The organism is Oceanobacillus longus (assembly GCF_042650085.1).
Taxonomy (GTDB): Bacteria; Bacillota; Bacilli; order Bacillales; family Amphibacillaceae; genus Oceanobacillus; species Oceanobacillus longus.
Map to the genome: position 1 here is coordinate 17,133 of NZ_JBHSAO010000002.1, position 25,289 is coordinate 42,421.

Sequence of the window (25,289 nt, forward strand, 5' to 3'; positions counted from 1 at the left end):
TTACGATAACCTTTTAATATTCCAAAAAATGGTATCTACTCCTTTGGAAAAGTGGGTCATAGCTGGTTGGTACTCATTAACACCAAGTTGGAGTTCTGAAATAAGTTTGTTCTTTTTTATTTCGGATGTTGCTTGCTGTAAAGACCACTGCTTATGATGGATATCTGCCATATAAATAGTTGAATTTTTGCCCAAGCTGTATAAGCGGTATCTTTCAGTGAGCCAATAATCCAATGATTCTTTTTCGGCATAATAGACACCAGGAAATGGTGTAAATGACCCCTCGCTATTTATATGCGTATTCTTTTTTCGAATACTATTAAAATGAAAAAATTGCTCTTTTTGTTCAATGGAAATAATTGAAGGTTGATAGGGCAAATGATACCATCTCTTCGCTATCCTATTGGAGGCCCAATTGTTCACGTCAATAGAAAGAAAGTAAATTCCCGGTATCCCATTGTATGTGACATAAGTTCTAATATTGATCTCTGGAAATCCAGAGGTTAAAGAAAACGTAGGGATTTCTCGTAGATATATACTTTCCAGGTCAAATACAATCATACCTATCCATGCTTGTCCATTATATGTATCAATCTTTAAAGAATCAGGAATCAAGGACCTTAAACGATTTGGTGGAATAGGCCAATGAATAAAAGCGACGTTTCGCCAACCTTGACGCATAATCCATCGATTGATTGGTAGTGGAAACGGACGATGATGTAATTCTTTAAATGGTTCTATAGTAAACCCCTCTTTTAGATTCGGAATTAATTTATAATCTGCTTTGATATATATATATGTTCGAAAGCTTAAAACATGTTTATCATTCTTAGGAGAACAATAAGGTTAATCAATTTGTTGGTAAGGTAGTGAAGATGATGTTCCTAATTTCTATTATTATTTTAGGATTGCTTTCTATCCTATTTTTTATATTCTTTTTCTTTCTGTTTGGCTGGCGTTGGTTGATGAAACGGATGGTAAAACAGATGGGGGAAATTATTTTCACGGATAGTTATCAGGAAAACTTGATGGAAATGATTCCTGGGTTTAAACATATGGGAATCCAGAATTCACTGGAGAATAATTTACGGGCTGAAACCGGTGATGTTCTTCATCGTCCGCTAGGGTCATCAAAGAAATGGCCTCATTTTGACAATATGACGTTTATCCCTGCTCAATTGTCCCCCTTTCCAGTTGATGGTGAGGAAGAGGTTGATGTGAAAGTGACGATTGGTCCAAGAGCCAATAAACCGCTTCAGATTGAAATTCCATTAATAATTAGTGGAATGGCCTATGGCATTGCCTTAAGTGAAGAGGTCAGACTCGCGTTGGTGGGAGCTGCGAATCAAGCCGGAACAGCTATCAATTCTGGTGAAGGTGGCGTGATGTCAGAGGAAATAAAAGCAGCAGAAAAATATATATTACAATTTTCCAAAACAGATTGGTCAAAAGATGAAAAGCTTATTAAACAAGCGGATATGATAGAGATTAAGTTTGGTCAAGGAGCACTAGCTGGAATGGGTGGAAAAATATCTCCTGAAAACTTAACGGGACGTGCTAGGGAAGTAATGGGACTACAAGAAAATGAAGATGCAGTTATTTATGAACATTTTTTTGAAAATCAAACAATTAATGACTTAAGAGGATTGGTAAAAGAACTACGCCAATTAACAGGTGGTGTTCCGATTGGAGCAAAGATAGCTGCAGGAGGTAAGCTGGAAGAAGATATAGACCAGTTAATCGATATGGGAGTTGATTTTATTTCTGTTGACGGGGGACAGGCAGCGACCCACGGTGCACCACCTATTTTAGCGGATGATTTTGGAATACCGACCTTACATGCAGTTGTTCGAGCGGTTAATCATTTGGAAAAGCGAAAGATGAAAGGGAAAATTAGTTTAATTGTCTCTGGTGGCCTCTTTACCCCTGGTGAATTTTTGAAGATTTTAGCACTTGGAGCGGATGCGGTTTATTTAGGCACGGTTATGTTATTTTCAGTAGCACATAGCCAGACATTTAAAGCACTTCCATTCGAGCCACCAACACAGGTTGTATGGAATGAGGGCAAATTTAAGAACCAATTCAAAAAAGATGAAGGCGTAAAAACAGCCGCGAAATTTCTGACTGCTTGTATTGAAGAAATCAGAATGGGACTACGGGCAATGGGGAAAAAATCTTTAAAAGAACTAACCAAAAAAGACCTTGTATCCTACGATCAACTTACAGCTACGATGGCAGACATACCATTTACATTTGAACCTTGGCAAAGTAAGAAGAAAAAGGGTCAAGAAGAACCACAAAAAGATCCAGGGAATGCATAGTATTGGAAGTCTTTCTCCTCCATGTTAGACTAAATTGTAATAGGTGTTATGGGGAGTGATACATATGAATGTAGAAACATACTTAAAAATGGATGCAACAGAAATGGCTAATTTGATAAAAGAGAAAGAAATTACCGCAAAAGAATTGATGGAAACCGCCTTTAAGCAACTGGAGAAGGTAAACCCATCTTTAAATGTTGTTACACACACAAGAAGGGAAAAGGCATTAGAAGAAGCGGAGCGCATATCGATCGATGCTGCACCGTTTAATGGGGTCCCGATGTTGTTGAAAAATATTTCTCAAAGTTTGGAAGGAGAACCGATCACATCAGGTTCTAAACTACTTCAAGGCAACCACGCAAAATATGATTCTTATTTTGTAAAGAAGTTTCGTGATGCGGGATTCCATTTTATGGGGCATACCAATGCACCAGAATTTGGCTTGAAAAATATTACAGAACCAGAAATGTATGGGCCCACGAGAAATCCATGGAATACCGAATATTCACCAGGAGGGTCCAGTGGTGGAGCAGCTGCCGCAATTGCTTCTGGAATTGTCCCGATGGCTGGTGCTAGTGATGGTGGCGGTTCCATACGAATTCCAGCTTCATTCACGGGTTTATTCGGTTTAAAACCGACAAGGGGGCGTACACCGGTCGGACCTGGATATGGAAGGCAATGGCAGGGGGCTTCGATTAATTTCGCTTTAAGCAGAAGTGTACGCGATAGTGCCGCAATGCTTGATATCCTTCAAGTCGTACAACCGGAAGCAGCTTTTCAGACACCATTATTTCCTCGTAGTTATACGGATGCCATGATCGAAGACATTCAAAGACCATTAAGTATCGGCTTTTCGAAGATGTCTCCAGTTGGTACACCAGTTTCTGAGGATGCAAAGATTGCCGTAGAAAAGACGGTGAGATGGCTGGAGGCTCAGGGGCATGTTATAGAAGAAGTAGACAATCATGTGGATGGTAGCCAGTTAATGAAAGATTATTATCTTATGAACAGTGGAGAAATGAATGCAACAATTATTGGGCTGGAACGAGCGCTAGGGAGAAAAATTACTGCAGATGACATAGAGATTGAATCATGGATATTGCATCAAGCAGGAAAATCAGTTTCAGCTGCAGCATACGCAGACAGCCTAGCATCATGGGATACCGCTGCAGAAAAAATGGCGAATTTTCATCGGATATATGATTTTTATATTACACCAGCTACTGCATATACAGCACCCAAAGTTGGTGAGCTAACACATGAGAAGCAGGAACAAGAAAAATTACGATCGAAAATGAAAGAAATGAAAACGGTAGCGGAACAACAAGCATTGATATATGACATGTTTTTACCAAGTTTAACCTATACACCGTTTAGCCAGCTTGCTAACCTTACTGGTCAACCTGCAATGTCCGTTCCAGTGCATCTGTCGGAAGAGGGACTGCCGTTAGGTGTACAAGTGATCGCACAAAAAGGGGAGGAGCACCGTCTGTTACAATTAGCAAATAAAATAGAACAATCGGGTTTATGGGTCGGTATGAGAGGGAATCCGTTTTTCAAATAACTATTTAAATTTCCGTTACCTTCTATCTATAATTATACGTTAAAATGTTATTTTCTGAATGTCTCCTTTTACATAAATAATCCTTCTAGGTGCAATCTTAGGAAAAATTTCATTATTATTGCTTTTTTAGAAGCGGTTTAAATTTGTTGAAAAGGCATGTATAATGAAAAACGCGTCTAATTCGCCTGTATTTTTCAGAATATTAACGATTTAAGTATAAGGAAGGAGCAACATTTATGTCAAAGGGAAGAAAGGGTTTGTTTCAACGCTCACTCGATGGAGTAGAGTTAGTTGGTAATAAGTTGCCTCACCCGGTTACATTATTCGCAATCTTAGCTTTACTTGTACTCTTGCTTTCAGCTGCATTGCAGCCGTTAGGGATTAGTGTAGAGCACCCTGGTGAAGAAGGAACGATGGTTGAAATAAATAATCTGCTGAGTGCAGAAGGGATTCAATATATATTTGGAAGTATGACCGATAACTTTATCGGTTTCGCACCACTTGGAGTAGTGCTCGTAACGATGCTTGGTATTGGTGTAGCGGAGCGTACTGGTCTCATTAGTGCATTACTTCGTGGCTTTGTATTATCCGTACCAAATCGTTTTATTACATTAGGACTTGTCTTTGCTGGGATTATGTCTAGTGTGGCATCTGATGCAGGATATGTTGTATTGCCACCACTTGGGGCATTACTATTTGCAGCTCTTGGCCGTCATCCATTGGCCGGTCTGGCAGCCGCATTTGCCGGTGTTTCAGCAGGATTTAGTGCAAATTTACTCCTGTCTGGAACCGATGCAATGCTCGGGGAACTAACAATTGCAGCAGCTTCAATTATTGACCCAGCATATGCAGAGACAATGAATATTGCAATGAACTGGTTCTTTATTGCGGCATCTGTATTTGTGCTTACTTTTATCGGTACATGGGTTACCGAACGTGTTGTTGAACCACGACTCGGCACGTATAAAGGAGATCAAAAAGAAAGCTTGGAAGGCATTCAGCCAATCGAGAAAAAAGGTCTTATTTGGTCAGGAGTTGCAACGGCTGTGGCGTTAATTTTAACAGCGTTGTTGATTGTTCCTGAAGGTGCACCTTTACGTGGTACGGAGGGAGACACAATGACCCAGATCGTTCAGTCTCCTTTCATGAGCTCATTAGTTCCAATTATTGCAATCTTATTCTTTGTGCCAGGACTTGTTTATGGAATTGTTACAAAAGTTATCCGAAATGATAAAGATGTTGCTGGCCAAATGACGGATACGATGGCATCCATGGGAATGTTCATTGTTCTTGCCTTTACTGCCGGTCAATTTGTAGCTTTTTTCAATGAATCCAATATGGGATTGGTTCTAGGCGTTTATGGTGCTGAGTTCTTGGATAGTGTTAATCTAACAGGAATACCACTTATTTTGACGTTTATTTTAATTACTGCATTTATTAACTTGTTTATTGGAAGTGCATCCGCGAAATGGGCGATGATGGCTCCAATATTTGTTCCAATAATGATGCAATTGGGCTATTCACCAGAACTGACGCAAATGGCTTATCGTGTGGCAGATTCAACAACAAATATCATTTCTCCATTAATGACATACTTTGCAATTATAATCGCCTTTGCACAAAAGTATGATAAGAAAATGGGAATTGGTACATTGATTTCTGTTATGCTTCCGTATTCCATTTACTTCCTGGTAGGATGGTCAATCATGCTTGTTATTTGGATGCTAGTCGGAATCCCACTCGGACCGGGTGGACCACTTTTATACCAACCTTAATAAATAACAATGGTAGCATCACTCAATTTAGGAGTGATGCTATTTTTCTATTATTCTACAAAATTCGGGGAGTGACAGGCACTCATTTCGGGAAAGGGATTGGTAAGAGAGGTGGATTGTATGACTGCAGAGGTGGCGATTATGAATAAGCTGGGTATGGCATTAGCTGCTGACAGTGCAATTACAAGCGGCAGAGACGGTGTACAAAAGGTATATAATTCGGCAAATAAGCTTTTTTCCTTGTCCAGTGAACACCCGGTTGGAATGATGGTCTATGGAGCAGCCTCTTTTATGGAGGTACCATGGGATGTGATTATTAAGTCTTACCGAGAATATCTTGGTGACCGCAAATTTGCTGATTTAACATATTACTTGGAAGATTTTCTTGATTTCCTGCGCCAAGACGAAAGGTTTAATAACCCAGAAATAGAAGAAATTATCGTTTACCGAACTTTTTCAAATATTTTGAAGCGTATCGCTAGAGAAGTGGAAGACGGTATTGAAAATAGCAACCAGAAAGTAACTAATGAAAAGGTGACGGAGTGGTTAACGGATTGTGTGAGTGAAAATCTGACTTTATATAAGAAGAAAAAGGAAGTGTTTCTAGATATTCAGTATAACTTGTTTAAGGAAAAATTTAGCTCGGTAGTCAAAGAGATAAAAGAAGAATTAATTTCTTTTGAGCTGCCTGAGAAACTTAAAGATAATCTTTTAGAACTCGCTTTTGAAGCAACGAGAAAAGATTATTTTAGTATGGGCAGTACAGGTATCGTTATTGCTGGCTATGGAGAGAAGGAAATCTTCCCTCACCTACTGAATTATCGCTTGGAAGGATTTGTGTTTGGAGAATTAAAATATAAGCAACTAAAGGAAAAGAAAATTAGCTATACGAGTGATCGAAAGGAAGGGACTGCTGTAATAACGGCTTTTGCACAGCGAGAAATGGTGGATTCCTTCATTGGCGGAATAGAACCCAATATGGAAGATGCAATCTTTGGTGTCATTAATAAAGTATTGACAGGATACCAAGAACAAATTCAAAAACACCTGAGTATTACATTTACTGAGGAACAGGTTAAAGAAATTGAAAACATGGGTAATGACTTATATAAATCCGTTGAGGATGCAGTGGAAGAGTATCAGGAGAAAAATTATATCAATCCGCTACTCGGAATTGTACGTTCCTTGCCAAAAGAAGATTTAGCTGAAATGGCAGAGGCGCTTGTTAATCTGACTTCTTTCAAGCGAAGGGTTTCTAGAACTACCGAATCAGTAGGACCTCCAATTGATGTTGCTGTTATAACCAAAGGTGACGGATTTGTTTGGATGAAGCGGAAGAACTACGTTGACTCGGTGATAAATGACCGATTCTAAAATTCAGGAAGGGGTGGAGGGAATGACACTTAAAGAAGATAAACCGAAGAAGGAATTCTTTAACCTACCAAAAGACGCTAAACTGGAGTTCGATCTGGAAGATGAAGAAAAAGCGGAAAAAGACCAAGCTGTAGAAAAAGTATTTGAGAAGATGAACGAAAAATACAGCAAATAGTACTACGCTATTTTCGTAATGTTTGTTAATTTAATTATCTTAGTGTTGAGGTAAAATGCGAAGTAACTGCTTTCCCGCCGTCCGTGTTCGCTCTGGGCGGATGCGCATCCTTAGGGCACGGCCTCAGCCCAGAAGAGAAAACCGCTCTTCGGGTCTTCGGACACGTGCTTTTCCCGCAGGAGTCACCGCCCGCCGCTCACTCGGACTAGTGAAGTTGTATGATGTTATTTTATCTTTTAGCAAGTGTAGTCATTGTCAGCAACCTTCCAGCTATGGGAAATACAAGTAGACTTCTGCGGGAGGAAAGGCTCACCAGCCGCCCGCGAAAAGCGAAGTGTATTTCCCATAGCGGCCGCCGAAGCTTCTGCATACTCATACTGTTAGAAACAACTAGCAGTTACTTCGGAGTTTATGTATTTTATGAAATAACAACAAGTCTTTTAGGTAGGACGAGTAACTGCAGTCCCAATCTTTTAGAAAATAGCCTAGTAATATTACAAAAATATTAAAAGATGATATTCATGTTTAGGAAAATGATAAGGTGGAAAACACGTACTGTAAGCGAAGATGAATACTAAATTGAAAGGAGCTGTTTTAAATGGCTAAAGACAATAACGGTAAGATGTCTCGCGAAGAAGCAGGAAAAAAAGGTGGTAATCAAACTGCCAGAAACCATGATCAAGAATTTTTCGAGGAAATCGGTCAAAAAGGTGGAGAAACAACTTCGAAAAACCATGACCAGGATTTCTATGAAGAAATTGGTCGTAGAGGCGGTAAAGAAAGCACCGGCAGACAAAACAAAAATAATTCATAAGTAAATTACAAATGAATTAACCTGAGAACATGTTTGAATAGAAACAAATCGTGGAATTGTTAAAATGTAAGTGCTAAATACTAAACTAATTCGAAAAGGAGATGTTAAGTATGGCAAAAAACAATAATAACAACAAAATGTCTCGTGAACAAGCAGGTCAAAAAGGCGGAAATCAAACAGCACGAAATCACGATCAGGAATTCTATGAAGAAATCGGTCAAAAAGGTGGAAATCAAACAGCACGAAATCATGACCAGGAATTCTATGAAGAAATCGGTCAAAAAGGTGGAAATCAAACAGCACGAAATCACGATCAGGAATTCTATGAAGAAATCGGTCAAAAAGGTGGAGAAACTACTTCCAATAAATATGACCAGGAATTCTATGAAGAAATCGGCCAAAAAGGCGGGGAAGCCACTTCCAAGAATCATGATAAAGATTTCTATCGTGAAATTGGCGAAAAAGGCGGAAACCAACGGAACAACAATAACTCTTAATAAGAGTTTAATAATAGATTGAGAGTAAGAGAGGGAGATATAAATCTTCCTCTCTTATTTTTGGTAACTAAGGCATTCGCCCAAAAGACTTAGCGCATGCCAAGTTTTCTAATCTGCATCATATCTACTTTATAAACAAAATAGTTCGTATAAAGAAGATAATATATGTTTATAATAGTTTTAAATTATCAATTAATTACCTTTAACTTAACATTGTTTTCTTGTATAGTTATAGTAGAGCGTTTTATGGGAAAGGGGCAATTAGATTGATCCACGGTACAAGCGTATATAACGAAAAGATAGAAAGAGTATTGAATAATATTAATAAAGTAATGATAGGTAAAGAGGACGTGGCGACACTCAGTTTAGTCGCTTTATTGGCGGAAGGTCATGTGCTGTTGGAGGACGTCCCTGGTGTGGGTAAAACGATGCTCGTCCGCACACTGGCTAAATCGCTTGATTGTGATTTTAAGAGAATCCAGTTTACTCCTGATTTACTGCCCTCTGATGTGACTGGTGTCTCTATATATAATCCAAAAGAACTGGAATTTGAATTCCGTGGCGGACCGATATTTGGAAATATAATACTAGCAGACGAAATTAATCGAACTTCTCCAAAGACACAATCATCACTCCTTGAAGCGATGGAAGAGAAAAATGTCACCGTAGATGGGGATACAAAACCTCTCGATAAACCATTCTTTGTTATGGCAACACAAAATCCGATTGAATATGAAGGAACGTACCCACTCCCGGAAGCACAGCTTGATCGTTTTATTCTGAAACTAAAAATGGGATACCCATCTTTTGGGGATGAACTAGAGATGCTTGAAAGAACCTTAGGAAATCATCCAATCGAGACGATAAGCGCGGTTATGAGTAGAAATGAATTGGTTGAAATACAAGAAGAAGTTAAAGAAGTGTATATTGATAGAAATGTTCAGCAATACATTGTTAATCTTGTTACACGAACAAGGGAAAACAGTGCCATTTATCTTGGAGTCAGTCCAAGAGGATCGATTGCTTTAATGAAAGCATCAAAGGCATACGCCTACATATATGGTAGGGATTATGTCCTGCCTGATGACGTAAAAACTTTGGCTCCATACGTTCTTTCCCATCGAATCATATTAACTTCTGAAGCAAGATATGAAGGAATAACAAATGAGGATACGATTGCAACGATCGTAAAATCAACACATATTCCGATTCGGAAGGAATTTAGTTGATGAATGGTTCGTTAAGAATGATTGGTAATGTTATGTTTGCTATTTTCCTTATTATCGTTTTATTCTCCTATGCAATGTTCCAAGGCGGTTTTGTTAGTTGGTTCTTGTTTTTTAGCTTTCTCCCAATCTTTCTTTACCTTATAGGATTCCTTATTTATCCGATTAAGCAATGGAAGGTTTCAAGGGAATTCTCTCATCCTATCATCGAAGCGGGTGATGGGGTCACCGCAACGATTAAGATTGAAAGGTCTTTTCCATTTCCTATATACTATTGCATTATTGAAGAAGTAATTCCACAATCACTAATGAAAATAGACAGTCGTAAAGATAAATACCATTATATGAATCAGCCCTATCAATTAAATGTGGAAAGAAGGATTAAAAAAGTTACTTTTCCCATTTTGAAGCGGGTTTTTCAATTCTCATATTCTATTCAACAAGTGCCTAGAGGAGAGCATCATCTACGTTACATTCGGGTTAGAACGAGCGATATATTTGGCTTTGTAAAAAAAGAGCATGTATTTGAAGTATCGGATGATATCATTGCTTACCCTAACAAACACTCTCTTCAAGTAACAGAGAGGTTTAGTAGTTATGAACAAGGTTCTGTTTCTTCCCAATCTCATAGCCTGACAAATACGAATGTTGCTGTAGGGATACGTGAATATGCTCCAGGTGATCGTTTTTCATGGATTGATTGGAAACAAACAGCAAGAAAGAATACGGTGATGACGAAAGAATTTGAGCAGGAAAAAAGCACAGATATACTGGTTGTCCATGATAACTGCTACTTTGAAGGAATGAGTCCCTTGGCATATGAAGCCACGGTTGAAGTCTGTCTTTCGCTTATGAGCGTTTTCCAGAAAAGGGATACGCAGGTGGGCTTCTTATCCATAGGCGAAGAAAGCGTATATTTTCCGCCAGAACAGGGTAATTCATATAGTCCAATTAACCAGAAATTGACGCGTATACAACCTACTGGCGAACGACCTTTCTCTATTAGAATAAAAGAAGAAATAAAACGAATGGATCAAGGCAATTTTGTTATTTTTATAACTACTCATATCGATGATTTTTTAAAGCGATCGATCCAACAATTGAAACAACGGAATAAACGTGTAGCAGTAATATTTATAAAGTCAGAGACACTGATTTCAAATGGGGAACAACAACAGATACAGCAACTTCGTTATGCGAACATACCAGTACAGGTGCTGACAGAGAAACAATTAATGAAAAGTCCGATAGAGGTGGGTATAGGATGAATCAACAGAAAAGGAAGACGACGATCTTATATACCTCTATTTTGTATCTTGTTGGATTTTTCCTGTTTCTTGAATGGCTCTATCCATTGGAAGCTATTTCGGATACATCCAATATAATGATATTTGTTATATATACCTTTTTTTGCTTCTTTGTCTCCATCTTTCAGTTAAAGTGGTGGATTGGATTTATACTCAAGGGGTTTGCATTGGTTTTTATTTTAAATGGTCTCTATTTTGAGGGGGCTATTTTAAGTCCAGTATGGTTTGAACAAATACGTATGGAATTAACTTATAATTTACAGGCTTTATTTTCGCAACAATGGTATTATTTGACACCATTATTTCGCAGTTTCCTGTTCCTCTTGTTAATTTGGCTGATGAGCTACTTATTGCATTATTGGTTCGTTCAGATGAAACGAATTTTTCTGTTTGTACTACTTACGATTATTTATTTATCCATTCTTGATACGTTCACTGTTTATGACGCTTCCATTTCGATTGTAAGAACATTTGTTATCTCCTTTGTTGCGCTAGGAATAGCCAACCTTATGAGGGAAATGGATAGGGAATCGATTCATTCTTTATTGGTTAAGAATTCACCTGTATGGTTGATATCACTCCTTTCTATTGTATTTTTTTCAGCGATGATTGGTTTTGCAGCACCAAAGGCAGAACCCCAGTGGCCTGACCCTGTACCATTTATTCAAAGTACTGCTGGTAATGCCGGAGAAGGCGGGTCGGCTATTCAAAAGGTTGGCTATGGGGAAGATGATTCTAGGCTTGGAGGATCTTTTATACAGGATGATAACCCCGTCTTTCATGCTGTTGCATCTGAAAGTCATTATTGGCGGATCGAAACGAAGGATGTTTATACGGGGAAAGGTTGGATTCCTTCCTCGGAACCTAATTATGAAGCGCAGTCTGCTAGTTCTATCACGTTGGATATGTTTGCGGACGGCGTGGAGACGGAAGAACTTCATGCGTTTATCGAGTTTCAGGAAAATGAATCGCTTAATAAGCTCGTATATCCGTATGGTATTAATGAAGTAAAAGGTCTCGAAAGTGCTGAATTTTACCTTGACTCAAATATAGAGGCAATAGAAGCTCGGATAAATGGGGCAGTTGCTAATCTATCTGGATATCAACTGATCTATGATAATCCTTCTTTTGAGATAAATGCTCTCCGGAACAGTACGGATGAATACCCTACTGAAATCATGGAACAATATACGCAGGTTCCCGATACACTTCCTGAACGGGTTGGTGGACTTGCTGAGGAGATTACTGCTGGGCAGGAAACAACATATGATAAGGTCAAAGCGGTTGAAAGGTATTTTGCAAGTAATGATTTCGTGTATCAAACGACGGATGTCCCTGTGCCTTCGGAAAATGAAGATTACGTTGATCAGTTCCTTTTTGAATCACAAGCCGGTTACTGTGATAACTTCTCAACATCCATGGTTGTTATGCTTCGTACCCTTGATATACCTTCTAGATGGGTAAAAGGTTTCACAAGTGGAGAAGTGGTTGGTAGTGAAGAAAAGAATAATATATATGAAGTGACGAATGGAAATGCTCACTCATGGGTAGAGGTTTATTTTCCTGAATCAGGTTGGGTTTCATTTGAACCTACGCAAGGGTTTTCCAACTTATCCGATTTCCATGTTGATTCAGAGGAGAATAGTGAAGAAACGGAAGAAGATATCCTAGAAGCGCCAGAGATGGAGACACCACGACAGTCAGAGCCTGTATTGCCAGAAGAAGCAGAAATAGAGGCAGCTGAATCAGAATCGGATTCTTCAACGGTTTCAATTAAATGGTGGCATATCATGCTATTGCTTGCTGTTATTACTGTAATTGGCATAATAATCTATAAAACAAGGTATCGCTGGAAAACGAAGACACTTGCGGTAAAACTTCATAAAAATCAGGATGCAAAAACATTTCAGGACGCCTATCATTACCTGATGAAGGTACTTCAGCATCAAGGCTATACAAAGGAACCTGACCAAACATTAAGTGAATTTGCAAAAAAAATAGATAGTAGCTATTCTACAGATGAAATGGGACAGCTGACGAATTATTATGAACGAATGCTTTATAAAAATGAAACAAATCAATCGCAAATAAATGAACTGACTCAATTATGGCAAAATTTAATTAAACGAATAATGGGTTGACCAGTTGAAGCTTGGTTAGTAGAATAAGTACATGTAAAAATAGTCACGTATTGTTGTGTGACTTAATAGTCCTTTTACAAGGTCTTCGTGTACGACTTAAAGTGAATAGTAATGCCGTTCGTATATCCTCGACAATATGGGTCGAAAGTTTCTACCGGAGCACCGTAAATGCTCTGACTATGAAGGCAGAACCTTGTGTCATAACCTGGTATTCTGTCTTTTTGTAACTATCTATTTTTATGTAGAATACAAAAAGTAGTCCAGGTTTTTTTAGTAGAAAAAGATGCAGTTGGCGGACAGTAAAGTCGCGCCACAAGTCGAGAAACTCGCGCAATAAGACGAGAAAGTCGCGCAATAAGACGAGAAAGTCGCGCAATAAGACGAGAAAGTCGCGCAATAAGGCGAGAAAGTCGCGCAATAAGGCGAGAAAGTCGCGCAACAACAAAGCGCTCGGTGCAATAAATAGGATCAACCTTGACAAAAAGCAAGCAGATAGGAGAGCAACCATGGAAAATAATGAATTAATACTCGTATTAGATTTTGGCAGTCAATATAATCAGTTAATTACACGCCGTATAAGGGAATTTGGGGTATACAGTGAATTACACTCTCATAAGTTAACTGCTGAAGAAATTAAAGAAATGAACCCGAAAGGTATTATTTTATCTGGTGGCCCACACAGCGTGTATGATGAAAATAGTTTCCGCTGTGATAAAGGAATTTTTGACCTAGGTATTCCAATTCTAGGAATATGTTATGGCATGCAGCTAATGGCACTTCATTTCAATGGAACGGTGGAAAAAGCGAAAAACCGTGAATATGGTAAAGCACTTATTGAATTGAATCATGACCCGATTTTATTTAAAGATACGAAGGCAAAACAAACCGTGTGGATGAGCCATGGAGATAAAGTGACTGCAGCCCCACCTTCCTTCCAAATTGATGCAACAAGTCCATCAACACCAATTGCAGCCATGAGTGATACCGAAAGCAGTCTGTATGGTGTACAGTTTCATCCGGAAGTCCGTCATTCAGAGTATGGAAATGACGTATTAAATCATTTTGTATTTGATGTTTGTCAGAGTGCAGGTGATTGGAGTATTGAAAACTTTATTGATATGGAAGTTCGAAATATCCAAGATAAAGTTGGCGATCGTAAAGTACTTTGTGCACTAAGTGGTGGAGTGGACTCTTCCGTTGTTGCTGCGTTAATCCATAAAGCAATTGGAGATCAGCTCACTTGTATCTTCGTCGATCATGGTCTTCTCCGTAAGAATGAAGGCGATGATGTGATGGAAGTATTTGCTAAAGATTTCCATATGAATATTATTAAAGTGGATGCACAGGATCGTTTCCTTTCGAAGCTTGCTGGTGTCGATGATCCGGAGCAAAAGCGTAAAATCATCGGTAATGAATTTATTTATGTATTTGACGATGAAGCAGCAAAATTAAAAGAAATTGACTTCCTTGCACAGGGAACCCTTTATACAGATGTTATCGAAAGTGGTACAGAGACAGCTCAAACAATTAAATCCCACCATAATGTTGGTGGTTTACCTGAAAATATGCAATTTGAGCTAATTGAACCTTTGAATACGTTATTTAAAGATGAAGTGCGTGAACTGGGATCTCAGTTGGGAATTCCTGATCACATTGTATGGCGTCAACCATTCCCAGGTCCAGGGCTTGCCATAAGAATTCTGGGAGAAGTAACAGAAGATAAACTTAAGATTGTTCGCGAATCAGATGCTGTATTGCGTGAAGAAATTGCAAAAGCAGGACTTGACCGTGATATTTGGCAGTATTTTACTGTTCTTCCAAACATCAAAAGTGTTGGTGTAATGGGTGATGCGAGAACTTATGATCACACAATTGGTATCCGAGCAGTAACCTCGATTGATGGAATGACTTCCGATTGGGCAAGAATCCCTTGGGACGTCCTTGAAAAAGTATCAACACGATTGGTAAACGATGTCGAGCATATTAACCGTGTTGTTTATGATATTACAAGTAAGCCACCTGCAACGATTGAGTGGGAATAAATAAATACCTTCAACCAGCTTATGGTTGAGGGTATTTTCAATTTATTATGCCTAATATGTGATAAAGCGAACGATATCCAATTAAAAATATTAAACGTTCGTATTTTATTGACAATATAATTATTTTTTAGTAAAGTAGCAATATAAATTAATATAAATGCGTATATTTTTGGGGATAGGGCCCGGAGTTTCTACCAGACCGCCGTAAATGGTCTGACTACGCGGAAGTTAGTAATTTGACTAGCACATTTCATTTATGGAATGGTCGTTATGGATTGCTTTTTCTGTCTAGTAAAGGTAGCGCTCTTGGAATACTCCAAGGGCGTTTTTTATCGATATACAATTAGGAGGAAATTTTAATGAAGAACTATTTTCAGTTTGAGAAACTAGGTACAAGCTTTAGGACAGAATTTATGGCTGGATTAACAACATTTCTAGCAATGGCATATATTCTATTTGTAAATCCATCCATTTTAGGCGAAACAGGAATGGATGAAGGAGCAGTATTTGCAGCAACGGCAATTGCAGCAGCTGTTGGTTCTATTTTGATGGGTCTTATCGCTAAATACCCTATCGTTCTTGCACCTGGTATGGGATTGAATGCATTTTTTGCTTATACGGTAGTGCTTGGTTTTGGTATTCCTTGGGAAACCGCGTTGGCTGGTGTGTTAGCTTCAGGTATTATTTTTATTATTTTAACATTAACTGGACTTCGGGAAAAGGTTATTAATGCCATCCCAGCAAGCTTGAAATTGGCGGTTGGAGCAGGTATCGGACTATTTATTGCTTTTATCGGTTTACAAAATGCAGGTATCGTTGTTGCAGATCCAGCCACTTTACTTGCACTTGGTGATTTAACATCATCAACGACTTTATTGGCTATATTTGGAGTAGTTGTTTCGGTTATATTAATTACATTTGGTATTAAAGCGGGTATCTTTTATGGAATGATTATCACTGCACTTGCAGGAATGGTTTTTGGATTAATTGCAGTTCCATCTGGAATTGGCGGAATCGTAAGTGGAGTCCCGAGTTTGGCACCAACATTTGGCCAGGCATTCTTACACTTTGGTGAAATCTTCACCTTGGAAATGCTCGTTGTTATTTTAACGTTTCTATTCGTTGACTTTTTCGACACTGCCGGAACACTTGTCGCTGTGGCATCACAGGCAGGTTTAATGAAGGATAATAAATTGCCTCGTGCTGGTAAAGCTTTATTTGCAGACTCAGCGGCTACAGTTGTCGGTGCAGCAGTTGGTACATCAACGACAACATCCTATGTGGAATCAACTGCAGGTGTTGGGGTAGGTGGTCGTACTGGTTTTACTTCAATCGTTGCAGCAGGGTTCTTCCTGTTGGCCCTATTCTTCTCGCCATTGTTAAGCGTAGTGACAGCGGAAGTTACTGCACCAGCATTGATTATCGTCGGTGTTATGATGGCATCTTCATTAAAACATATTGAATGGGATCAATTTGAAATTGCAGTGCCAGCATTTTTGACTGTTTTGATCATGCCATTAACGTATAGTATTGCTACAGGGATTGCAATCGGATTTATTTTCTACCCAATTACGATGCTTGTAAAAGGTCGAGCGAAAGAAATTCATCCGATCATGTATGGACTGTTTGTTATCTTTGTACTGTATTTTATATTTTTGAGCTAGTTTGTATTTTGGAAAGGGCTGAATCCTTAGGATTCAGCCCTTTTTTGGTTGAACTTAGCTGATTTAAGTGGATGGTTCTTATGGAATGTTCATTATACTAATAAAGAGGAATAAAATAATTACCATATTCGACAAAGTTCAACAAAAACCGGGGAGTGACAGGCGCCTGTAAAAAAATGGGAGCTAATTATTATAGCTCCCATTTGTTATTCTCGGTCACGTACAGTGATTTCTTTTCCATAAGGCAGAATATGATATGTGATAAGTAGAATCGTTCCTATTGCGGCTATTATTCCCATAAATATGTACATGGTGTTACCGCCAAAGGTTTCGATAAGTGGACCCCCTGCGAGTGATCCGATAATGCCTGACAAACCAAAATATACAGAGAAAAACACAAGATGTCCGGTCGATTGTAAAAATGTTGGTATTAACCTTGTCACATAATCAAAGGCAGCTGTGTAAAATACACCAAAGGTTAATCCATGCATAAATTGGAGTGCCACAATGAACATTGGATCGTCAACTGCAGAATAGAGAAACCAGCGCAGTGTATAAAGAATGGCTGCAACAATGATAAATATCATGGCATGGTACTTTCTGAACCAAAAACCTGCCAAAGCGAAGACGGCTGCTTCAGCGATTACGCCGACAAACCAGGCTACACCAACCAAAGCTTCGGTTCCTCCGAGCTCTGTAATATAGAGTGCCATGTAGTAATCATTCATCCGATGTGTGACAGTAATAAAGACAATAACAGACAGAAAGATTAAGAAGGGCTTATTTTTAACAATTCTGCTTAAATCTTTAATTTTAACGGGTTGCGATTCAACTTTAACATCTTTTAATGGGAAAACAGTTAGTAATGCTAAGGAACCAAAGAAGAAATAGACCCAACCCATATATTGAATTCCGAAACTCGCAAGTACTTCTCCTACAAGTAGGGAAGAAAGTGCAAAACCAACGGAACCCCACATGCGTATCGAGCCAAATGATACATTTAACTCAACAGACCGGCGTTGTGCGAGGCTATCGGTAAGTGCTCCAACAGGGGTGGCAAAAAAGTAGAATAGCGCACCCATTACTAAAATAGTCGGCAATGTATCCATCTGGAAGAATAGCGTACTTCCAATGAGTAGACCAATGATACAAACAAATAATATTTTTTTAACTGTTTTATATTTATCACTTAAATATCCCCAAAATGGCTGTGCGAGTATAGAGGCAAGTGATTCAACAGCCAATACCCAGCCAATCTGTGTACCATTTAAGCCACGAAACTGTAAATATAAAGGTAGAAAACTAATTAAAATCGTGTTGGAAGCATGAAAACTAACAAAGAGTGTCTTCAGTGGTAGTAGGGATTCTTTTTTTGCCATATGTATTCAAGTCTCCTTGGTACTCAAAACGTTGCCTGGACCTTTAATACCAACTCGGATATCTATTTTGAACAAGCGCATTAGTACTCGTTTTATTTATCTTACTAACTATATCATGATTTTAAACAGGTAAATAGAAATGTATGGAAAAATTTAATGATAGATTAATCAGAAGATACTGGTTATCTGTAAAATAATAAATTACACTAATTGTATACGTAAAGAAATGAGGGAAGTGTTATGAAACCGATCATTGGCGTCACAGCATCAATGGAAACGGATAAGGCTTATTATTCAGTTGCAAACAGGAATGTGAAAGCAATTCTTGCAGCAGGAGGGATTCCAGTAATCGTTCCTTATTTAATAGATGATCATGTAGTAAATCAAATGACAGATCGAATAGATGGGCTCTATGTTACAGGTGGATATGATATTGATCCGATTATTTTTGGCGAGGAACCTCACCCGAAGCTCGGAACGATTATTCCGGAAAGGGATCTGGCTGAGTTGTCCCTGGTTTCTTCCATGCTAGAAAAGAAAAAGCCTGTCTTGGGTGTTTGCAGAGGAAGTCAGATATTAAATATTGTAGCTGGCGGTGATATGTACCAGGATATTTATTCTCAAATGGACAACGAGCTACTGCAGCATTCACAGAAGGCACCATTTGATTATTGTTCCCATTTTGTTGAAGTTGCAGAAGGAACATTACTGCATCGGTTGGCCGGTAAAAATAAATTCCGGATAAACAGTTTTCATCATCAGGCAAACAGAGTAGTTCCTGAAGGATTTCAAATCAGTGGGAAGGCAAGTGATGGGGTAATTGAAGCAATTGAAAGTAAAACACATCCGTTTGTACTTGGTCTGCAATGGCATCCGGAAGCATTAATTAATGCAAGGGAAGACTCATCGCTAAAAATTTATCAAGGGTTTATTGAGGCATGTAAATAGAAAAAAACGGAGTCTGACCTAGGCTCCGTTTTTACGTATTAACAATAATACCTTTACGGTTTCCATACAGCATCGATAAATTCATCTCTGCCAGATTCCGCCCGATCCGCTTCATATTCTTCTTTGCTCTTCTTATAAAAATCCTGATGATAATCTTCAGCAGGATAAAATACTTGTGCTGGAATAATCTTCGTTACAACCGGTTTCGCGAATTTCCCACTACCTGCAAGTTCCTGCTTAGAAGATTCAGCCAAACTTTTTTGTTCGGTATCATGATAGAAAATTGCGGTTCGGTACTGGTCACCACGATCAGCGAATTGCCCGCCGTCATCTGTTGGGTCTATTTGTTTCCAGTAAAGGTCAATAATGGTCTCATAGCGAATGATCTCTGAATCATAGGTGATCTCCACCGCTTCATAATGTCCTGATTTTCCTAGTTTCACTTCCTCATAGGAAGGATTTTCCACATGTCCACCAGTATATCCTGAAATCACGCTGTGGACCCCATCCCACTGATCAAATGGTTTAACCATACACCAGAAACAACCTCCAGCGAATGTTGCTTTTTTAATAGTCATGCATATCCCTCCACATCGTAATAATTATTAAAAAAATAGTATTTCTAGTAGAATAAAATTAATATAACATAGAAGTAAAGTAGGTGACAGGATGGAAGAACCATATATACATAAAATTTTTGTGGATAGGAAAGAACAAAAAGAACCCATTGCCTTAAAAAAGTATGGATTTGTGGATGTAGCTAAGCTTACATCTGCGAAAAGCGATATGATGGAAGAAGCTGTTTTTGCTTATCCGATAAAACATTATACAAATCTCCAAGTTGGCGAGACTTTTAATGAAAAAATCGGTTCAAAAAATGAAAATTTCGCTGTGCTGGAAATGGATGAATACTCGGTGTTTATCGGTGATACTTTTCGTATTGGTGAGGCAATCATCCAAGTGTCACAACCTGGCCCTGTTTCTGTGAATTGGCTTGAAAGTGGATTGCAAACAGGCTGGTACTTTCGAGTTTTGGAGGAAGGAAATATAAAAGGAGGAGTCGATTTGGAATTAATCGATCGTCCTTATCCAGACTGGTCCATTGCGGCATGTATAGAGGTTGTATTTTTAAATAAAGATGATCTAAGAACAGCTGACAATCTGTATTCCTGTGAACTTCTTGCAGCGGTTTGGAGACGCACATTAAGAAAAAGATTGCTAGGGTTTTAATCAAGGGTGTTTTCTAGAAGGGTGGGACTGCGGTTACTCATCACACCGAAAAGATTTGTTGTTATTGCCGCAAAATGTATAAACTACGAAGTAACTGCTGGTTGTTTCTAACAGTATGTAGAAGCTTCGGCGACCGCTATGGGAAATACACTTCGCTTTTCGCGGGCGGCTGGTGAGCCTCTTCATGCTTACGTATTTCTGAGTCTCACCTATGCCTTTCCTCCCGCAGAAGTCTACGTGTATTTCCCATAGCTGGAAGGTTGTTGACAATGACTACACTTGCTAATAGATAAAAATAACATCCTACAGCTTCACCAGTCCGGGTGAGCGAAGGGCGGTGACTCCTGCGGGAACAGCACGTGTCCGAAGACCAGAAGAGTGGTTTTCTCTTCGGGCTGAGGCCGTGCCCGCGGAAAGCATCCGCCCAGAGCGATCCCGGACGGCGAGATAGCACAAATTTTAGAATGCCACCCAGAAGTTACGTCGCTTTATGGATAGGATCTAATAAAGATAGAAGTTAGTTCGCATTTTATCTCAACTCTGCGATGCTCAAAAAGCATAGTCTCAATCATTAATTAAATGAGTTACCCATAAGATTATCATTAGGGGAAATAGTAGATAAATATAATCTTACGGAATATTTTCAACTGATACGTATTTCATGTATGCTTAAGAGTAGATAAGTAGGAGGGATAACCTTTGTTGGAAAATGCATTTATGATGGTAGCGATAATCTTTATAATAAATGTTGTATATGTATCGTTATCAACGATTCGTATGATCCTGACATTAAAGGGTCGAAGGTATATAGCTGCATTTGTAAGCATGTTTGAAGTCGTTATTTATGTGGTGGGATTAGGGCTTGTGCTTGATAACTTAAATGAAATCCAGAACCTTCTTGCATATGCAATCGGCTTTGGGACAGGTGTCATTGTAGGAACTAAAATTGAAGAAAAGCTTGCCCTTGGATACATTACAGTAAATGTTGTTTCAACAAACCCAGACCTTAAATTCACGCAGAAGATAAGGGAAAAGGGATATGGTGTGACAAGTTGGTCCTCTTATGGGATGGATGGCGACCGATTATCCATGCAAATATTAACACCTAGAAAATATGAGTTGAAACTATATGAAATGATTCAGGAAATTGATCCAAAGGCATTTATCATTTCCTACGAACCGAAACAAATTCATGGCGGATTCTGGGTGAAGCAAGTACGTAAAGGCAGATTAATGAATCCAAAGAAAAAAGCCGCAAATGTGACTAAACCAGTGGCAGAGTCAGCGGTCGGTCAGGAAACGAAGCCTGGGGAAAAATAATTGGGAAATGAGCGTATCGTTAAAGATACGCTCATTTTTATACAGATAAATCATATTGGAGCTGCGAAAAGAATAAAATTAGAAAGAATCTAACAAAAACAAAGAAATTTTATGTTAAAATGATAGAAGATTAAGATAAATAAAGATGGGGGGAGGACATCGCTTGAGAACGATACCAATCATCCATAGTCAGCTTGCTCCACCGCAAGTAAGAGAACGATTTCTACAACGAAGCAAACTAAATAAAAAACTAATGAATATCGGGAAGTATCCTTTAACATTATTGTATGCAGGTGCTGGTTACGGTAAGAGTACAGCATTGACATTATTTGTACATGCAATCAATAAAGATGTAAGTTGGTATTCTGTTTCTCCAAATGATGCCGCTATCCTTCCATTTATCAGTAAACTGGTTCAATCGATTAAACAAAAGTATTCCTATTTTGGTGACTCCATTTTGCAAGAACTAAAAAATCTTAATAATTATGTTGATTTAGAACATATCTATTCATTGGTGACTTCTTTTATTAATGAAATCCTTCATTTAAAAGAAGAAGTCATTCTCGTATTGGATGATTTTCATTATATTGCCAATTCAAATGAAATTGAGAATTGGATGCTTTATTTATTTGACCATATTCCATCGAATCTCCATATAATCATATCTAGCAGGAAGAAACCAAGATGGGATATCCTTCCTAAACTAAAGGTTAAAGGAGATTTACTGGAAATAACCCAATTGGATTTAGTCTTTTCTCCAGAAGAGATGCGTTACCTATTAGAAGATGTGCATCATGTAAAAGTCACAGACCAAGAGGTAACTAAAATCTATCAGTTAACAGAAGGTTGGGCGATTGCCTTTAATATGCTTATTCAGCAACTTAACGCAGGCACATCATTAGAGACCATTTTTACGAACCAAAAGAGATCATTAAGGGATCTTTTTGACTATCTTGCTGCAGAAGTGTTAACGAAGCAGTCATTCATCATTCAGCAGTTTCTCATGCAGTCGAGCATACTTGATATTCTCTCACCAGAAAGTTGTGATGAGGTATTGCAAATAAATGGGTCAGAGGATATTTTAGCAGGCCTTATTGAGCAAAACTTGTTTATTGTTGAAGGAGATAGAAATTATTATCGCTATCATGCGTTATTTAAAGCGTTTTTAGAGAATCGATTGCTGAAGAATTATGAAAGCGAATACAAAGAGTTGCATTTACGGGCAGCGAGTTATTTTGAAAAAAGAGAGAGCATGGAATCCACTCTTAACCATTACCAAAAGGTGGGAGAATATGATAAGATTGCTCACTTATTGAAAGATAACGGACTGGAAATGCTACGATCTGGAAGACTTAAAATCCTTTATGATTTATTAGTGGATATGCCAGATAAATATAAAGAACAAAGGCAGGTTCTTTATTTCTATCAAGGAGAGATTGAACGTTATCGATCCTTATATGAATTAGCAATGAATAATTATGAACGAATTATTCATTCATTACCAGAACAAACGAAGGAACACCATTATCTAAGAAGCCAGGCTTTGGAAGGGATGGCACGTATTTATCTGGATACAATTCAGCCTGATCAAGCAGAACGATTTGTGAATCAAGCCATACATTACAGGGATAAGGCCGAGGTATTGTCTGAGGATATGGCTCAGCTGTATTTGTTGATGGCAGAAAATTTATTGAATGCCGGCAAAGCGGCTAAGGCGGAAGTTTGGTTAGAACGGGCAAAACGACTTAACCTACCGATGGAAGAAAGTAATCTGCAGTCAAGGATTTACCTTCGTACCGGAAGATTAGCTAAGGCAAAAGAAATTCTAATAAACAGAAAAAAGGAAAGCGGTAGCAGTAATCATAAACATTTGCCGCAATCCCATCGTGAGAAAGATTTACTTTTGTCTATTATTGAAGCTTTTATGGGTAATGCCGAAGCAAGTAAGCAGCTTGCTTCAGATGCGATTCAATTAGGACTATCCATACAAGCCCCATTTGTAGAAGCATGTGGTTGGATACGGATGGGTCATGCAGTTCAAATGACAGATCACTATGATACAAATCTAGCAATCCAATGTTATGAAGCTGCGGTAGAAATGATGGGTAAAATTAATATATCAAGAGGGAAGGCCGAACCATATATGGGTCTCTCCATTCTATATGGCAAACGACAAGAATATAACCGGGCCATGAATAATGCCGTTAAAGGACTGAAAGAAACAGAAAAAGTAAACGATCGTTGGTTAAGTGCGCTGATCAAACTTGGAATGACGATAACAGAGGTTTATAACCATAATCTCGAACAGGCTTGGATAATGAATGAACAAGTAATGTCTGATATGGTGTCCTGTGGTGATCGTTATGGAATAATGGTAACCACCTTTTGGAATGCTTACATTTCGTTTGAAAGAGAAGCGGAAGATCAATTTAGAATGGAGATGGACCGTTTTCTTCATGAAGTACAGACAGAGGAGTATGAATTTTTCCTAAAAAGAAAAACAGTCTTTGGACCAAAAGATATGCAAAATATGGCTCCTATGTTATTAAAAGCAAACGAGCTTGGTATTGCACCGCAATACGTTTCCAGGTTAATGTATGAACTTAACTTGAGTGAATCGATTAAAAATCATCCGGGTTATACATTGCGGATAAGTACACTTGGCCAATTTAGAATATGGCTTGGAACGAAGCAAATAGAGCCTCAGGATTGGCAACGAGGCAAAGCAAAGGAATTATTGGAATTGCTTATCACCAACCGTAAAAAATTTTTACAAAAGGAAGAGATTTTTCAATTTTTATGGCCGGATCAGGATGAAGTAAATGTGAATAAAAGTTTTAAGGTAACACTTAATGCTTTATTGAAAGTGTTGGAACCCCATAGGAAAGCAAGAGAAGAATCATTTTTTATTACGAGAGAAGGAAGTTCTTACAAATTAAACCCGGATGCCGGTTGTGAATTGGATTGCATTCTGTTTGAAGACTGGGTAATGAAAGGCATGGATGATAGGGATCCAAAACATGCTATGGAATTACTTGAGAAGGGCTTAAAACTGTATGATGGGGATTACTTGTCCGATCTTCGGTTTACAACCTGGTGTCAGGCGGAAAGAGAACGACTCCAACAACTTTTTCTTAGAGGCGCGGAGAAGATGGCTCAAGTAGCAGTGCGTTTATTGGAATTTAACCAATGTATGGCTTGGTGTGAAAAGATATTGGTCATTGATCGCACGTGGGAAGAGGCGTATCGTCTGATGATGTATAGTTATTATCAGAACAACAATCGCCCCCAGGCAATGAAATGGTATGAAAAATGCTGTGATGCGCTGCAAACGGAGCTTGGTGTGGAACCAATGGATTCTACAAAAGAAATGTACCAGTTAATGATGGAATCTGAAGAATTGAATACGTACTGAATATGTCTTAATTTGAAGAAGGTCACCTCCTAAAGCGACCTATTCAGATTAAGGCATTCTACTTTACCGTGTTGCTTGTCCTGAAAAAAGTTATGTA

At 38.6% G+C, this 25,289-nt stretch carries 19 protein-coding genes and 2 riboswitches; of the genes, 16 read left to right on the forward strand and 3 right to left on the reverse strand.

Annotated features, from left to right (window positions below):
• On the reverse strand, positions 1–681 hold the full coding sequence (locus ACFOUV_RS05525; RefSeq protein ID WP_379495788.1) for a YqjF family protein: 681 nt from the start codon (positions 679–681) through the stop codon (positions 1–3).
• Positions 682–875: 194 nt separating this feature from the next.
• Here ACFOUV_RS05525 and ACFOUV_RS05530 point away from each other — a divergent pair, with 194 nt between their 5' ends.
• From ACFOUV_RS05530 to ACFOUV_RS05585, 12 genes are all read left to right on the forward strand, one after another.
• Positions 876–2,321: an FMN-binding glutamate synthase family protein gene (locus ACFOUV_RS05530; protein WP_379495789.1), complete on the forward strand. Its 1,446-nt coding sequence runs from the start codon at positions 876–878 to the stop codon at positions 2,319–2,321.
• A 64-nt stretch (positions 2,322–2,385) separates the two neighbouring features.
• On the forward strand, positions 2,386–3,885 hold the full coding sequence (locus ACFOUV_RS05535; RefSeq protein WP_379495790.1) for an amidase: 1,500 nt from the start codon (positions 2,386–2,388) through the stop codon (positions 3,883–3,885).
• 236 nt (positions 3,886–4,121) lie between these two features.
• Positions 4,122–5,660, forward strand: coding sequence for an AbgT family transporter (locus ACFOUV_RS05540; RefSeq protein ID WP_379495791.1), 1,539 nt, complete (start codon positions 4,122–4,124; stop codon positions 5,658–5,660).
• Between the two features lie 120 nt (positions 5,661–5,780).
• The gene (locus ACFOUV_RS05545) at positions 5,781–7,034 is read left to right on the forward strand and encodes a hypothetical protein (RefSeq protein ID WP_379495792.1); all 1,254 of its coding nucleotides are present in this window, start codon (positions 5,781–5,783) and stop codon (positions 7,032–7,034) included.
• 22 nt (positions 7,035–7,056) lie between these two features.
• Positions 7,057–7,209, forward strand: a complete 153-nt coding sequence (locus tag ACFOUV_RS05550) for a hypothetical protein (RefSeq protein WP_379495793.1) — start codon at positions 7,057–7,059, stop codon at positions 7,207–7,209.
• A 598-nt stretch (positions 7,210–7,807) separates the two neighbouring features.
• Positions 7,808–8,023 carry a stress-induced protein, KGG, repeat-containing protein gene (locus ACFOUV_RS05555; RefSeq protein WP_379495794.1) on the forward strand — a complete coding sequence of 72 codons (216 nt, stop codon included), beginning with the start codon at positions 7,808–7,810 and terminating at the stop codon, positions 8,021–8,023.
• Between the two features lie 110 nt (positions 8,024–8,133).
• The gene (locus tag ACFOUV_RS05560; protein WP_379495795.1) at positions 8,134–8,520 is read left to right on the forward strand and encodes a KGG domain-containing protein; all 387 of its coding nucleotides are present in this window, start codon (positions 8,134–8,136) and stop codon (positions 8,518–8,520) included.
• A gap of 266 nt (positions 8,521–8,786) precedes the next feature.
• On the forward strand, positions 8,787–9,749 hold the full coding sequence (locus ACFOUV_RS05565; protein WP_379495796.1) for an AAA family ATPase: 963 nt from the start codon (positions 8,787–8,789) through the stop codon (positions 9,747–9,749).
• Positions 9,749–11,014: a DUF58 domain-containing protein gene (locus tag ACFOUV_RS05570; protein ID WP_379495797.1), complete on the forward strand. Its 1,266-nt coding sequence runs from the start codon at positions 9,749–9,751 to the stop codon at positions 11,012–11,014. The genes ACFOUV_RS05565 and ACFOUV_RS05570 overlap by 1 nt, the downstream gene beginning before the upstream one ends.
• Positions 11,011–13,194, forward strand: coding sequence for a DUF4129 domain-containing transglutaminase family protein (locus ACFOUV_RS05575; protein WP_379495798.1), 2,184 nt, complete (start codon positions 11,011–11,013; stop codon positions 13,192–13,194). Before ACFOUV_RS05570 ends, ACFOUV_RS05575 begins: the two co-directional genes overlap by 4 nt.
• A 98-nt stretch (positions 13,195–13,292) precedes the next feature.
• Positions 13,293–13,394: riboswitch (purine riboswitch) on the forward strand.
• 306 nt (positions 13,395–13,700) lie between these two features.
• Positions 13,701–15,236, forward strand: coding sequence for a glutamine-hydrolyzing GMP synthase (guaA, locus tag ACFOUV_RS05580; RefSeq protein ID WP_379495799.1), 1,536 nt, complete (start codon positions 13,701–13,703; stop codon positions 15,234–15,236).
• Positions 15,237–15,375: 139 nt separating this feature from the next.
• A riboswitch (purine riboswitch) is annotated at positions 15,376–15,476 on the forward strand.
• Between the two features lie 119 nt (positions 15,477–15,595).
• Positions 15,596–16,900, forward strand: coding sequence for an NCS2 family permease (locus tag ACFOUV_RS05585; RefSeq protein WP_379495800.1), 1,305 nt, complete (start codon positions 15,596–15,598; stop codon positions 16,898–16,900).
• Between the two features lie 206 nt (positions 16,901–17,106).
• On the opposite strand, the gene ACFOUV_RS05590 is transcribed toward ACFOUV_RS05585, so the two are convergent.
• Positions 17,107–18,279 (reverse strand): MFS transporter, encoded by a 1,173-nt coding sequence (locus tag ACFOUV_RS05590; RefSeq protein WP_379495801.1) that lies wholly within the window; start codon positions 18,277–18,279, stop codon positions 17,107–17,109.
• A gap of 240 nt (positions 18,280–18,519) precedes the next feature.
• Between ACFOUV_RS05590 and ACFOUV_RS05595 the strand changes: the two genes are divergently transcribed.
• Complete coding sequence (locus ACFOUV_RS05595; protein WP_379495802.1) at positions 18,520–19,227, forward strand: gamma-glutamyl-gamma-aminobutyrate hydrolase family protein; 708 nt, start codon at positions 18,520–18,522, stop codon at positions 19,225–19,227.
• Between the two features lie 53 nt (positions 19,228–19,280).
• Here the strand turns inward: ACFOUV_RS05595 and msrA are convergent, their stop codons facing one another.
• Positions 19,281–19,805, reverse strand: coding sequence for a peptide-methionine (S)-S-oxide reductase MsrA (gene msrA / locus ACFOUV_RS05600; protein ID WP_379495803.1), 525 nt, complete (start codon positions 19,803–19,805; stop codon positions 19,281–19,283).
• Between the two features lie 91 nt (positions 19,806–19,896).
• Between msrA and ACFOUV_RS05605 the strand changes: the two genes are divergently transcribed.
• The 3 genes from ACFOUV_RS05605 (at position 19,897) to ACFOUV_RS05615 (ending at position 25,192) form a co-directional block, all read left to right on the forward strand.
• A complete protein-coding gene (locus ACFOUV_RS05605) occupies positions 19,897–20,457 on the forward strand; it encodes an MOSC domain-containing protein (RefSeq protein ID WP_379495804.1) in 561 nt (186 codons plus the stop codon).
• Between the two features lie 699 nt (positions 20,458–21,156).
• Positions 21,157–21,777 carry a DUF2179 domain-containing protein gene (locus ACFOUV_RS05610; protein WP_379495805.1) on the forward strand — a complete coding sequence of 207 codons (621 nt, stop codon included), beginning with the start codon at positions 21,157–21,159 and terminating at the stop codon, positions 21,775–21,777.
• Between the two features lie 163 nt (positions 21,778–21,940).
• The gene (locus tag ACFOUV_RS05615) at positions 21,941–25,192 is read left to right on the forward strand and encodes a BTAD domain-containing putative transcriptional regulator (protein WP_379495806.1); all 3,252 of its coding nucleotides are present in this window, start codon (positions 21,941–21,943) and stop codon (positions 25,190–25,192) included.
• Positions 25,193–25,289: the final 97 nt, after the last annotated feature.